This window comes from Betaproteobacteria bacterium (assembly GCA_009377585.1).
Taxonomy (GTDB): Bacteria; Pseudomonadota; Gammaproteobacteria; order Burkholderiales; family WYBJ01; genus WYBJ01.
In genome coordinates this window covers 1-12635 of sequence record WHTS01000151.1, presented here as the reverse complement: position 1 = coordinate 12635, position 12635 = coordinate 1, and the positions used below count along the sequence as shown (strand labels likewise).

The window sequence follows — 12635 nt, the reverse complement described above, 5'->3', positions numbered from 1 at the left end:
GGGCTCGACGTGACCAAGGAGCTGCAATACGGCCGCGGCGTCGAGGATCTGGTCAAGCGCGGAATGTCGTGCCTGGTCATGGACGGTCCCGGCACGGGCGAGGCAATTCGCTTCCGCAACTACTATCTGCGCCACGATTATGAGGTCGCCGGCAGCGCGTGCGTCGATTTCCTCGAGCGCCGCGCCGACGTCGATGCCAAACGCATCGGAGTGATGGCGATCAGCCTCGGCGGCTACTATGCGCCGCGCTGCGCCTCGATGGAGCCGCGCTTCGCCGCATGCGTGGCCTGGGGCGCGATCTGGGACTACCACGCCACCTGGAAGCGGCGCATCGAGGCCTCGTTCAAGGCATCGATGTCGGTGCCCGGCCATCACATCATGTGGATCCTGGGCGTCGACTCGACGGACGAGGCGCTGAAGCGCCTCGAGCCGTTCCGGCTGGACGGCGTGGTGCAGAAGATGCGCTGCCCGTTCCTCATCACGCACGGCGCCGACGACGAGCAGGTGCCGCTCGCCGACGCGCAGGCGCTGCACAAGGCTTCGGGATCGCCGGACAAGACGCTGCGCGTCTTCACCGCCGAAGAAGGCGGCGCGCAGCATTGCCAGCGCGATTATCTCTCGCTCGGCGCAGCCACCATGTACGATTGGCTGGAGGACAAGCTCGTTCGCAGTCGCTAGCCGGAATCGGGCTGCCGAAAGTCACCGCCAGCAATTGGCCGATGGCGAACTGGCTGCGCCGCTGCTTCGATTGCGGCTTCGTATTGGCGCGCCGGCAGCGCATCTGCCCGCGCTGCGGCGCGCGCCAGCGGCCCGAGAGGGTGTAATGCCCAGGTAAATGAGCACCTGGGAATCGTTTCTTCACATTGGAGGTTTGACGTTGGAAAATCACACACGGCGCGCCATGGCGCGCTTGGGCTTTGCTTGTCTCGGTCTCTGCTTCACTGCCGCAGCCGCAGCCGCAGGAATATCCGACCCGGCCGCTTCGACTCATCGTGCCTTATCCGGCCGGCGGACCGACCGATTTCGTCGGCCGCACGGTCGCGCAGAAGCTCAGCGAATCGCTCGGCCAGCAAGTGGTCGTGGACAACCGCGCCGGCGCGGCCGCAATGATCGGACATGAGCTGGGTGCGAAGGCAACGCCGAACGGCTACACGCTGCTCTTCGCCACCGGGGGCGGCATGGTGATCGCACCGCTGGTCGCACCCAAGCCGCCGTACGAGGTGAAGGATTTCGCCGCCATCAGTTTGCTGGTCATCAGCCCGCAGATCCTGGTTGCACATCCCTCGTTTCCGGCCACCAACATGAAGGAACTGATCGCCGCGGCCAAGGCCAAGCCGGGCGCCTACAACTTCGCCTCGGTCGGCACCGGCAGTCCGAATCACCTGGGCGGCGAATTGGTCAAGGCGATGGCCGGAATCGATATCGTGCACGTGCCGTACAAAGGCACCAGCCCGGCGATCACCGGTCTGGTCGCGGGCGAAACGCAGTTCATGTTCAACAGCATGCCGTCGGTTTTGGGTTTGGTGAAGGCGGGCAAACTGAAAATCATCGCCACCGGCGGATCGAAGCGTTCCCCGGTGATTCCCGACGTTCCCGCGGTGGCCGAAACGCTGCCTGGCTTCGAAGTCGTCACCTGGTACGGCATAGCCGGACCGGCCGAGCTGCCGCGCGCTATCGTCGCCCGGCTCAACCGCGAGATCGTTCGCATCATCGCCCTGCCCGACGTGCAGAAACGCTTCATGGACCAGGGACTCGAGCCGCGGTCGAGCACGCCAGAGGAGTTTCTCGCCTTCATGGGCAGCGAGTCCGGCAAGTGGCAGAAGGTCGCCAAGCAGGCGGGCGTCATGCCCCAGCGGTGACGGCACCGTCTTCGTCCGCGCAGGGCGCCGGGGCTTCTGTCGCTTGCATGCGCCAGAGCAACCGGTAGACCGGCGCGGCGCGGAGATTCAGTTGCGGCGCTTCGCTGCGCAAGCGTGCGGCCATGGCGCCGGCATGTTCTGCCGCCGAGTGTTCGTCCGCCGTCTCGATACAGACGATCCAGTCGGCGAGAACATCGTGGTTGGCTCGGAACCGCGCTTCCGGGTTGTCGAGGCTCGCGACGGACCGATCGCAGGTCCAGAGTTGCAACCGGACGCAGGCCGGGTCCCGCAGGCAAGCGTCGAACATTTCGCCGAGGCCGTCCGGAGGCGCAGCCGATTGCGCTTCGGTGCGACCGATCGCGGCGATCCAGCTCATCGCCCCGCCGCATCCTGCGCCCTTGTCGATCGCAACGACGCACGGGGTGCGAGCCATGTTGCGGAAGCGAGGCATCATGCGCCGGGTCCACGCGGTGGGATTTGCAAGCCGGCTGCGATAGGCGGGCGAAGCGAGCACCGCGATCGAGTCCAACCAATAGAACGCGCAGTAGCGCGGCGAGCCCTGCAGCGCAGCGTAGCGCCGCGCCTCCTGGAATCCGGGTACACCCAAGCGCTCCGGTACGTGCTGGCGCCGATACCAGGACTCGAACGCCGGTTCGTGACCCGGCTCGAGGTCATTCCAGACTGCCATCACGCCGCGACCGGTCGTCATGCGGCGCGCGGCCTCAAGTCAATGTGACGCGGCTGCCGGATTGCGCCGAGCGCACCACGGCATCCAGCACGGCGGCATTGTTGATCACCTCGCCGGCATCGTTCACCAGCGCTTTGCCGGCGACAATCGCATCGGCAAAGGCCTCCAGCTCCGCTCGTTCGGTGGAAAGCCCACGGAACTCGACCGTCTCCATCGGCTGGCCGACGAAACTGCGTCGCAGCGTCCAGGTCGTCAGATGCGGGATCGATCCCATCTCCGCCCAGCCCTTCGACCCGAATATTTGCAGTCGCCAGGATTCGGCCGTCGCAATGATGGTCGCGAGATAACCACTGGCGCCGGCTTCGAAGGTGAACAGCATCGAGGTGGTGTCGTCCAGTCCGTAATCCAGCACCATGCGCTTGCTCATGGCGTAGACCGAATCGACTTTTCCAGCGAGATAGATCATGGCGTCGACCACGTGGCAGCCGCGGCCTGTCATCCCCCCCGCCGGTCCTTCGTCGCGCGACGGCCGCCAGTGTTCCTTGGCATAACGATAGACGCTGGGGCCGTTGAAGTTGCCCTCGATGTGCAGCACGCGTCCGAGGCGGCCGTCCTCGATCATGCGTTTCACTTCCTGCAGCGCCGGCTGGTAGCGCCAGTTGTAGCCGACCATGAGGGTGATTTTCGCGTCGGCGCAGGACTTCAGCGTCGCCTCGGTGCTCGCTTGGCTCAGCGTGAACGGCTTTTCGCAGTAGACATGCTTGCCGGCTCGCGCCGCCTGCGTCACCTGCTCCGCGTGCGTGCTGTGCGGTGTGGCGAGCACGACCGCATCGATCGCGGGATCGGCCAGGATCGCCGCGTAATCCGCGGTGATCGGAAAGCCTTTCTGCTCGCCGAACTCGCGCGCCTTGTCCACCGTGCGGGTACATCCGGCCACGAAGCGGATCTTCGGGCTCATGCCCTGAACGTGCTCGACCAGGTTGCGGCCCCAGCCGCCCAGGCCGACGATCGCGGCGTTGATCATCCGACCCTCTCGACCTGCTGTCATACCATCTCCTCGGAAACCGCGCCCGACCACGGCGACATGACATCGCTGATGCCGCAGTTCTCGCCGCTGTCCCAGTCGCGTGCCACTGCGCTCGGACACGCGAAGTTGGTGGGATAGACCACGAGCTCGGTTTCGCTCAACTGGAATTCGCGCTCGAGCGCCGCCCGCGCGTCGGGCGCGAGCCGGGGATCGATGCCTACCGTATCGCCGCCGCTGGCATCGATACGCGGCGTATGCCAGGCCACATCCAGCGCCATGCCGTAGTCCAACAGCATTGAAGTGAGCTGAAGCACGGCCGGGAAGATCTTGCGCCCGCCCGAGCCGCCGAGCGCAAACGCATTCCGGCCCTGCTTGCGCACCAGGACCGGACACATGTTGGTGAGCGGACGTTTTGCCGGTGCTATCGAATTCGGCACGCCGGGCCGCGGATCGAACCAGAAGATGCCGTTGTTCATAACGATCCCGGTGGACGGCAACACCAGCCGCGAGCCGAACACCGAGAGCAGGGTTTGCGTAACCGCCACCATGTTGCCATCGCGGTCGACGACGTTGAAGTGCGATGTGCAGCCAGGCTCACGCGGATCGGCCCTGTCGCCCATGTTGCTGAGCCGATCTTCGAACGCGGCCCGTAGCTCGCGTGCATAGGCCACGAAGGCGTCGCCGTCCGGCGACTTGCCGCTGAAACGGTGGCGCGACAAGCCCTCCAGCACGCGTTGCATGCTCGGTCCCGCGGTGAGGCGCGGCGCAGCCGACACCTCCGCGCCCCGGTACATCGACGCTGTCGGCGCCGCGAGCTGCGCACGATACGTGGCCAGATCGTCCGCATCGACAATGGCGCCGAGCGCTTTGAAGTCGGCCACCAGCGCGCGGGCCAGGGCGCCTTCGTAGAAATCGCGCCGGCCGGCTCGCGCCAGCTGCTTCAGCGTCTCGGCCAGTCCAGTGAGGCAAAGGCGCGTGAGCGGACTTCCGACCGGCGTGACGGGTGGAAACCCATCGGGCAGCCAGACGGCACGAGTCGACGGATAGCGCTCCAGCTCGCGCGCCATGGTCGCGACCTTGAGCGTCAGGTACCAATCGACAGCCATGCCCTGCTCGGCGATCCGGATCGCCGGCGACAGGACTTCCATCCAGCTCTTGGTACCGAAGCGCTCGAGCGCGAGGCCCATGCCGTCGACCTGGCCCGGAACGGCGATCGACATCGGACCGTGCACGTTGCGATCGTCGACGACCTCAGGCCAGGTGAACAGCTCCTGCTTGGTGCCGCCGGTGAGCGGAAAATCGGCCGGATCGAGCCGGCGCGGCGAGATGGGCGAAAAATCGATCACCTGCACATGCTCGGCGCCCTTCAGCGCGATCAGCATGTAGCCGACGCCGCCCAGCCCGCTGTTCCAGGGCTCGCATGCGGCCAAGGCGAAGCCGGTTGCGACGGCCGCGTCGATCGCGTTGCCACCCGAGGCGAGCACCTGCGCACCCGCTTCGGCGGCGATGCGATTCTGGCTCGATACGATGCCGCGGCCGGAACGGATCAGCGGCTTGGAGACTTGCCAGTTCTGGACTCGGTGCATCGGCCGCTCCGCTTAGGCGATGCGGCCGATTATACCGAAGGGTTTTCTCGCGCCTTGGCTATGGCGGCTGGCGCCTACCGAGCATGCACCGGCCAAGGGCGTTCACATCAGCCCAGACGCTAGCCGGCGTTGACCAGCGGCGATATTTCGCTGGCGGGCAGACGGCGCTTGCGGATGATGACGTTCACGCCGCTCGTGCGCGGTTTCGATTCCGCAGCCGCAGGCGGCGTCGCCTGATGAGCCGGCGGCGTCAAGTTTTCCCCCAAGGGGCACTTGAATGCGCCGTGACCGGCCAGCTCACGCATCGCGGCCTGCGCGGCGGCAAGGCGATCGGGCAGCGACATCCAGGGATGCACGACGGTCGCCGTTTCGCGCCGGCCCGCATGTTCGCGCCGGCCCGCCGGGTCGCGACGTCCGCCCGGACGCTGCGTGCGCGCCTGAGCGCCTTTGTGGTCACGAAACCGGTTGTTGTAGGCAGTCCTGATCATGATCCCATCTCCCAATGCGTGATTTCAGCCGTAGCGGCGACCCTGAGCTCTATTGCCCCGCGTACTCTGCGGGAACCGTTACGATCGGTGCGGCGCAAACGAAGTTCCGTGTCGAAGTCGATTATGCGCATGAACCGTAGCGCGCGAATGGCGATACGTCACATCGCGCAAGCGAATATGGGGCCCGCGCGCGGAAAGACGAGTCGCGGCGCGCGATCGATATAATCCGCTCAACTGTATGTCGAGCTTTTCTCATGCAAATCGCCATTCCGGACGACTATCAGAACGTGGTCCATGAGCTTCGCTGCTACGCTGCGCTCGCTGGCCACAAGGTCGTTCGTTACCGGGAACCCGCCGCCGATGTTTCCGACCTTGTCCGGCGATTGCATGCTGCGGAGGCGATCGTGCCGATCCGGGAGCGAAGCCGCTTCCCCCGAGAGCTGATCGAGCAGCTGCCCAATCTGCGAGTCATCAGCCAGACCGGGCGCAGCACTCGGCACATCGATCTCGACGCGTGCACGCAGCAGGGGATCGTCGTCATGGCGGGCACGAATGCCTCGCCCATCGCGCCGGCGGAAATGACATGGGCCTTGGTGCTGGCCTCGCGCCGGCACGTGCCGGAAGAAGTCGAACGCATGAAGCGGGGTGAATGGCCCTCGACGCTTTCGCACCGCCTTTGCGGCAGCACCCTGGGGATATTCGGCCTCGGCATGATCGGGTCGCTGGTCGCCCGCTATGGCGCCGCGTTCGGCATGAACGTGCTGGTGTTTGGGCAGGAAGCCTCGGCGCAGCGCGCGCGGGAGGCCGGTTACGAAGTCGCTCGCGACAAAGCAGAGCTGTTCGAACGCTCCGACGTGCTCTGCCTGCTGGTTCGCATGACGCCGCAAACACGCGGCATCGTCGCGCGCGAGGACCTGGCGCGGATGAAGCCAACCGCGCTGTTCGTGAACACCGCGCGCGCGGCACTGATCGAGGATGGCGCCCTGGTCGAAGCGTTGCGCGCCGGCCGCCCGGGGTTTGCCGCCGTCGATGTGTACGAACGCGAGCCGATCATGGCGGCAAACCATTCGCTGCTCGCCATGCCGAATGTCGTCTGTACCCATCACATTGCCTGGGCCGAGCACGACACGTTCGAGCTCTATTTCGGCGAAGCATTCAACAACCTGGTCGCGTATGCACGCGGCGAGCCGCGCAACGTCGTCAATCCCGAGGTGCTCGCCCGGCCCCGGTAAACGCTGCGCGCGCTCGCGACATGCGAATAGTCACGCGGACACGAAGCGGAGTGTTCGCTCACCCCCGCACATGAAGACCGTTCTGATCGTATTCCATTCGCTCACGGGCGGAACGCGGCAGATGGCCGAGGCGGCTCATCGCGCTGCCGCGGCCGAAGCGGACATCGAGGCGAGATTGCTGCGTGCGCAGGACGCGGGGCCCGAGGATGTGCTGCAAGCCGACGGTCACCTGTTCGCAACGCCGGAAAATCTTGCGGCCATGGCCGGAAAAATGAAGGATTTCTTCGACCGGACCTACTATCCGGTGCTCGACCGGATCGGCGGGCGACCCTACGCCGTCTTGATCTGCGCGGGCAGCGATGGGCACAACGCCGTGCGCCAGATCGACCGCATCTGCACCGGCTGGCGGTTGAAGCGAATCGCCGAGCCGGTCATCGTTTGCACTCGCGCGCAGACGCCGGAGGCGATACTCGCGCCGAAAACGATCGGCGCCGCCGATCTGGAGCGCTGCGAGCAAGTCGGCGGCGCGCTCGCCGCCGGGCTTGCCCTGGGGATCTACTAGTGTCCTGGGTCAGATTCGTCACCCCCGCGAACGCGGGGGTCCAGGCGGGGTCTCGTACTGGATTCCCGCTTGCGCGGGAATGACGAATACGACGAATTTACGATTCACCACATCAGCGCATGATGAACGGATTCGGCACTTCGGTCGCGAGCGAGATCCATACGCTCTTGGTCTGCAGGTATTCCTGAATCATCTCCTGCCCGCTCTCGCGCCCGATGCCGCTGCGCTTGTAGCCGCCGAACGGCGACAGGTAGCTCACCGCGCGATAGGTATTGATCCACACCGTGCCGGCCTGCAGTTGCTCGGCCATGCGGAATGCCCGCCGCATGCTCTGCGTCCAGACGCCGGCTGCCAACCCGAACACCACGTCGTTGCCGATCGCGACCGCCTCGTCCTCGTCCTCGAACGGAATCACCGATAGCACCGGACCGAACACCTCTTCCTGCGCGATCCGCATCCGGTTGTTCACGCCGGTGAAGATGGTCGGCTCGACGAACCAGCCCTCCCCGCACTCGGGCCGGGTTGCCTTCGATCCGCCGAGCGCGGCCTTGGCGCCCTCGCCCTTGGCGATTTCCATGTAGTCGAGGATCTTCTTGTATTGCGGCGGATTGGTGACCGGCCCGACCTGAGTATCGGCATGCATCGGATTGCCCATCTTCGCCGTCTTGGCAAACTCGACCAGGCGCTCGACGAACTGATCGTGAATGCTCTTCTGAACCAGCAGACGCGATCCGGCGATACAGGTCTGGCCGGTGGCGGCGAAGATGCCCGAGATCACGCCCTTGATGGCGTTGTCGATCTCGGCGTCGTCGAACACGATGTTCGGCGACTTGCCGCCGAGCTCCATGGTGACGCGCTTGAGATTCTTGGCCGCTTGCTGATAGACCAGGCTGCCGGTACGCTCGGAGCCGGTGAAGGCAACCTTGTTGGTGAGCGGATGCTCGACCAGCGGCATGCCGATGTCGGCCCCGAATCCGGTCACGATGTTCACCACGCCCGGCGGGAACCCGGCCTGCTCGACCAGCTTGGCGAATTCGAGTATGGACGCCGACGTGAACTCGGAGGGCTTGATAACCACCGTGCAGCCGGCGGCCAGCGCCGGCGCGAGCTTCCAGGCCGTGAGCAGCAGCGGCGAGTTCCACGGCACGATCGCAACGACCACACCGACCGGCTCATGGCGCGTGTAGTTGAACGTGTCCGGCTTGTCGATCGGGATGACCGCGCCTTCGATCTTGTCGGCCAGGCCGCCGAAGTAGTAGTACCACTGCGCCATGTACGCGGTCTGCGCGCTCATCTCGGCGTAGAGCTTGCCGTTGTCGCGCACTTCGATCTCGGCCAGGCGCTTCGATTCGGGTGCGATGAGATCGCCGAGCCGGCGCAGCAGCGCACCGCGCTGAGAAGCGTTCGTCTTGGGCCACGGCCCCGTGGTGAGCGCACGATGCGCCGCACGCACCGCGCGATCCGCATCCTCCGCGCCGCCCTTCGGAATCGACGCCCAGGGCTTGCCCAGGAACGGATTGTCGGACGGAAAGCATTCGCCCGATGCCGCATCGACCCACTCGCCGCCGATCCACATCCTGTACTTCAGCTGTTGCGAGTCTCCGTCCATGCTCGTCCTCCTGCAGGTTGGCCGCCGCGCGATTCACTTGCCGTGGCGAACGCGTTCGCGCAGCATCGAGCATCCATTCTATGCGTTTGGGTCCCATGCCCATAGGCGACGAGCTGGGACTCGTCGTGGCCGTACGCCAACGCTGGTTGAGAAGATTGGGCGCGCGGTAGACCACCCCGTCCGCGACAACTGTCGCGTCCCGCCCTCTCTCCTTGGAAAGGAGGGGAGTTTCGCTTCCCCGCTCTCACGAGGCGGGGTGTCGGCGCAGCCGACGGGGTGGTGTGGTTTCTCTCAACGCACGAACAGAAACGTGCCGATCAGCACGAACAGCACGCCGACGAGTCGGCCGAAGCCCTGTTGATTCAGCATCGCGTGCATGCGATGGCCCAGCACGACCCCGATCGCCATGAGCGGCAGCGCGACCGCAAAAGTAATCAGCACCTCGTAATCCACCGCGCCGACCGACACGTAGCCAGCCGTGCGCGCGATGCCCATGAGCATGAGCGTGCCCGCCATGGTCGCGCGGAATTCGTGCTTCGGCAGATGCAAGACGTCGAGGTAAACGGCGACGAAGATGCCCGCGAGCGCGCCGAACATGGTGCCCACCACTCCGGACGTGGTCCCCATGATGGCCGCCAGGATGGCGGGCGCAATGCGTATCGGCCGCGGCGGGTGCGCGATGCGCCAGAGCGCGTAGACGCCGTAACAGAAAATGAAAAGCCCCAGGCCCTTCTCGATGAAGCGCGTATCGAGACTCTTGAAGACCCAAAGGCCAGCTGCGATACCGACCACACCGTAGGGCAGCGTCTGCCAAACCGATCGCCAGCGGATATAACGGTAGTCGCGCACGACGATCGCCATCGACGACAGGATGCCGAGCATGACGAGCGCCGGCACGATGGTCTTGGCCGGCATGACAACCATCAGCAGCGGTGCGTTCAAGCCGCCGAAGCCGGCACTGCCGCGCACGGAGAACGACAGCACCATCACGGCGACGAAGTAGGCGAGGTCGAGCGGGCTCAGCGCGTCCATCGAGCGCGGTCGCGGTAAACCGCGACCCGTTGAGCGAGGCCGCGGTAAACCGCGACCCGTTGAGCGAGGCCGCGGTCTACCGCGACCCGCTGAGTGAGGTCGCGGTAGACCGCGACCGGGAGCGGCCGGGCAGGATTCGGCACGTGCCGGTAGCGTGCCGCGCTCACTTCACGCCGTACTTCGCGCGATAGTGCTTCCCGAGCTGCTTGCGCGTCTGCGCCTGCAAGCGCGAAGCCGCGGCGCTCCTGGAAGGGGAAATCGGCGGCTGCGTCGCACCGCGCGGCGCGGGCAGCTTCTTTCTCGTTGTCGACCGGGTCATGCGCCGATTATAGTCCGCGCCATCGGCTTGCCCTGCAGTCGTCAAGACAATGGACCGCACCGAACGCTTCTATATCATCGACCGCATGTTGCGTGAGCGCGAAGTCGTTTCGTTCGCAGCGCTCGCTGAACGCCTGGAAGTGTCGCGCGCGACGCTCAAGCGCGACCTGGAGTACATGCGAAGCCGCTTGCATGCACCGATCGAATTCGACCGGGAGCGCGGCGGTTACCGGCTCGCGGCCGAAGCGGGTGACTCGCGCTACGCGCTTCCCGGCCTGTGGTTCAGTCCCGCCGAGATCCATGCCCTGCTCACCTTGCAGCACCTGGTTTCGAACCTGCGCACTGGAAGCGTCATCGCCCCGAGAGTGTCCGCAGTCGCCGAGCGCCTGCGCGCCGCGTTGGGGGGCGCGGGACACGACGAAGACGAGCTGCGAAAGCGCGTGCGCATTCTCGGCATGGCGGCACGCGAGATGACGCTGGAGCATTTCGAGCGCGTGGGCCTGGCGCTTCTCCAGCGCCGCCGGCTCGCGATCCGCTATTACGCCCGCGGGCGCGGCGACGAAACCGAGCGCGAGATCTCGCCGCAGCGGCTCGTGCACTACCGCGACAACTGGTATCTGGATGCCTACTGCCATCTGCGCGCAGACCTGCGCAGCTTCTCGGTCGATGCGATCCGCGACGCGTACATGCTCGAAGCGCAGGCTGCAGAGATCCCAGACGAGCGTCTCGACGCGGTGCTCGGAACGGGATATGGCATTTTCTCCGGCGAAGCGGTCGCATGGGCCACGCTTCGCTTCACGCGCAGCCGTGCGCGCTGGGTGAGCGCCGAGCAGTGGCACCCACAACAGCGCACCCGGTTCGAACGCGACGGCTCGTTCGTGCTCGAGGTGCCCTATAGCGATCCGCGCGAGCTGCTGATGGATGTGCTGCGTCATGGCGCCGAAGTGGAATTGCTCGCGCCGGCGCAGTTGCGCGAGACGATGAAGCGTATGCTCGACGACATGCAGGCGCGCTATGCCGGATCGGCCGCCGCTTTACCGCACAAATGATGTTCTTCCCCTCCTCGTCGAGAGTGAGGACGGCTGCATGGACACACTTAACGTGTGTCCATGCCCGGACGAACGCCCGAAGCGCTTTGCGCGCAGGGCGGGCGGGACGCGACGATGTCGCGGACGGGTGGTTCAATTCCGCATCAATTTTCGCGAGGTCCACCAGTGCAAGCGCAGATCTCACGAGCTCGCGGAATGGCGTGCGCGCGATGGGCGAGTCTGGTCTAAACTTGCGGCGCAGACGAGCCTGTCCGAACGATCACCAACAACGATGACGGATACAACCGCTTTCGACTATACCTTGCGCGTCAGCCCGCGCGCTCGCGTCGTGCGCTTGTGCGTCAGCCCGCATCGCGGCCTCGAGATCGTGGTGCCACGCTGGTTCAATCGCAAGCAGCTGCCCGAAGTCCTGAACGAGAAGTCGGCCTGGATTCAGCGTGCGCTGGAGCGCGTGCGCCCGCAGCGCGAAGAGCTGCTGGCATCGGCCGTGTGGCAGCTGCCCGAGCGCATCCACTTTCGCGCCGTCGATCTCGAATGGGAAGTACGCGCGCACGCGACGTCGGCCCGGCGGCTTTCGATCAATTACCATCGGCCTGGGCTGATCGACATCCAGGGACCGGTGGAAGACGAGGCGCTGGGCCGTCACTTGCTCGGCCGCTTCCTGGTGGTGCAGGCCGAGCTGCATCTGCCGCGGCTGCTTTCCGCGCTGAGCCGCGGCACGGGCTTGTCGTATCGCCGTGCATCGATCCGCCGCCAGCGCTCGCGCTGGGGCAGCTGCTCGGCGCAAGGCGCGATCTCGCTCAATGCGGCGCTTCTGTTCCTGCCCTACCACCTCACGCGCTACGTGCTCGTGCACGAGCTCTGCCACACCGTGCACCTGAATCACTCGGCGCGGTTCTGGACGCTGGTCGAGAAGCACTGCCCCGAGTACCGCTTGGCCGAGCGGGAAATGCGTGATGCGCGCGACTACGTCCCGCGCTGGGCCAACAGCGAGCACCCGATCGCGCCACTTGCGTGATCCGGCAGCCAAGTCATTTTCGATGATTGCCCTGGCGTCCCTCCCGCTGTAGCGGAAGCGACCTCCCGCGGAGGCGGGAGCCCAGAAGCCTATTGATCGTTCCGTATTGGACGACAGTCCAATACGGACGCGACGCTCCCCTCTCCCCCCGGGAGAGGGGTTGGGGG

Annotated in this window: 12 protein-coding genes; 6 read left to right on the top strand and 6 right to left on the bottom strand. The window is 65.7% G+C overall.

Annotated elements, in window-relative coordinates:
• The coding region (locus tag GEV05_27820; GenBank protein ID MPZ47103.1) for a prolyl oligopeptidase family serine peptidase at nucleotides 1-678 on the top strand (678 nt) is incomplete at its 5' end.
• Nucleotides 679-884: 206 nt separating this feature from the next.
• Entirely contained in the window at nucleotides 885-1859 is a 975-nt protein-coding gene (locus tag GEV05_27815; protein ID MPZ47102.1) for a tripartite tricarboxylate transporter substrate binding protein, read from the top strand.
• On the opposite strand, the gene GEV05_27810 is transcribed toward GEV05_27815, so the two are convergent.
• From GEV05_27810 to GEV05_27795, 4 genes are all read right to left on the bottom strand, one after another.
• Complete coding sequence (locus tag GEV05_27810; protein ID MPZ47101.1) at nucleotides 1843-2568, bottom strand: hypothetical protein; 726 nt, start codon at nucleotides 2566-2568, stop codon at nucleotides 1843-1845. The genes GEV05_27815 and GEV05_27810 overlap by 17 nt on opposite strands.
• 13 nt (nucleotides 2569-2581) lie before the next feature.
• Nucleotides 2582-3595 (bottom strand): gfo/Idh/MocA family oxidoreductase, encoded by a 1014-nt coding sequence (locus GEV05_27805; GenBank protein ID MPZ47100.1) that lies wholly within the window; start codon nucleotides 3593-3595, stop codon nucleotides 2582-2584.
• Complete coding sequence (locus GEV05_27800) at nucleotides 3592-5160, bottom strand: gamma-glutamyltransferase (protein ID MPZ47099.1); 1569 nt, start codon at nucleotides 5158-5160, stop codon at nucleotides 3592-3594. The genes GEV05_27805 and GEV05_27800 overlap by 4 nt, the downstream gene beginning before the upstream one ends.
• A 119-nt stretch (nucleotides 5161-5279) precedes the next feature.
• Entirely contained in the window at nucleotides 5280-5648 is a 369-nt protein-coding gene (locus GEV05_27795; protein MPZ47098.1) for a hypothetical protein, read from the bottom strand.
• A gap of 254 nt (nucleotides 5649-5902) precedes the next feature.
• On the opposite strand from GEV05_27795, the gene GEV05_27790 reads away from it, so the two are divergent.
• Together GEV05_27790 and GEV05_27785 are read left to right on the top strand one after the other, a co-directional pair.
• On the top strand, nucleotides 5903-6880 hold the full coding sequence (locus GEV05_27790) for a D-2-hydroxyacid dehydrogenase family protein (protein ID MPZ47097.1): 978 nt from the start codon (nucleotides 5903-5905) through the stop codon (nucleotides 6878-6880).
• Nucleotides 6881-6950: 70 nt separating this feature from the next.
• Entirely contained in the window at nucleotides 6951-7442 is a 492-nt protein-coding gene (locus tag GEV05_27785) for a flavodoxin family protein (protein ID MPZ47096.1), read from the top strand.
• Between the two features lie 112 nt (nucleotides 7443-7554).
• On the opposite strand, the gene GEV05_27780 is transcribed toward GEV05_27785, so the two are convergent.
• Both GEV05_27780 and GEV05_27775 read right to left on the bottom strand, forming a co-directional pair.
• The gene (locus tag GEV05_27780) at nucleotides 7555-9018 is read right to left on the bottom strand and encodes an aldehyde dehydrogenase family protein (GenBank protein ID MPZ47095.1); all 1464 of its coding nucleotides are present in this window, start codon (nucleotides 9016-9018) and stop codon (nucleotides 7555-7557) included.
• Nucleotides 9019-9342: 324 nt separating this feature from the next.
• Nucleotides 9343-10083, bottom strand: coding sequence for a TSUP family transporter (locus GEV05_27775; GenBank protein MPZ47094.1), 741 nt, complete (start codon nucleotides 10081-10083; stop codon nucleotides 9343-9345).
• 368 nt (nucleotides 10084-10451) lie between these two features.
• Here GEV05_27775 and GEV05_27770 point away from each other — a divergent pair, with 368 nt between their 5' ends.
• Together GEV05_27770 and GEV05_27765 are read left to right on the top strand one after the other, a co-directional pair.
• Nucleotides 10452-11450: a WYL domain-containing protein gene (locus GEV05_27770; protein ID MPZ47093.1), complete on the top strand. Its 999-nt coding sequence runs from the start codon at nucleotides 10452-10454 to the stop codon at nucleotides 11448-11450.
• On the top strand, nucleotides 11416-12468 hold the full coding sequence (locus GEV05_27765) for a DUF45 domain-containing protein (protein MPZ47092.1): 1053 nt from the start codon (nucleotides 11416-11418) through the stop codon (nucleotides 12466-12468). The genes GEV05_27770 and GEV05_27765 overlap by 35 nt, the downstream gene beginning before the upstream one ends.
• The last annotated feature ends 167 nt before the right edge of the window (nucleotides 12469-12635 follow it).

What these genes read in the sequence shown, in the direction of transcription:
- GEV05_27775 (MPZ47094.1), bottom strand. Translation starts at nt 10,083, where the DNA reads ATGGACGCGCTGAGCCCGCTCGACCTCGCCTACTTCGTCGCCGTGATG.
- GEV05_27795 (MPZ47098.1), bottom strand. Translation starts at nt 5,648, where the DNA reads ATGATCAGGACTGCCTACAACAACCGGTTTCGTGACCACAAAGGCGCT.
- GEV05_27780 (MPZ47095.1), bottom strand. Translation starts at nt 9,018, where the DNA reads ATGTGGATCGGCGGCGAGTGGGTCGATGCGGCATCGGGCGAATGCTTT.
- GEV05_27805 (MPZ47100.1), bottom strand. Translation starts at nt 3,595, where the DNA reads ATGACAGCAGGTCGAGAGGGTCGGATGATCAACGCCGCGATCGTCGGC.
- GEV05_27770 (MPZ47093.1), top strand. Translation starts at nt 10,452, where the DNA reads ATGGACCGCACCGAACGCTTCTATATCATCGACCGCATGTTGCGTGAG.
- GEV05_27765 (MPZ47092.1), top strand. Translation starts at nt 11,416, where the DNA reads ATGCCGGATCGGCCGCCGCTTTACCGCACAAATGATGTTCTTCCCCTC.
- GEV05_27785 (MPZ47096.1), top strand. Translation starts at nt 6,951, where the DNA reads ATGAAGACCGTTCTGATCGTATTCCATTCGCTCACGGGCGGAACGCGG.
- GEV05_27810 (MPZ47101.1), bottom strand. Translation starts at nt 2,568, where the DNA reads ATGACGACCGGTCGCGGCGTGATGGCAGTCTGGAATGACCTCGAGCCG.
- GEV05_27790 (MPZ47097.1), top strand. Translation starts at nt 5,903, where the DNA reads ATGCAAATCGCCATTCCGGACGACTATCAGAACGTGGTCCATGAGCTT.
- GEV05_27800 (MPZ47099.1), bottom strand. Translation starts at nt 5,160, where the DNA reads ATGCACCGAGTCCAGAACTGGCAAGTCTCCAAGCCGCTGATCCGTTCC.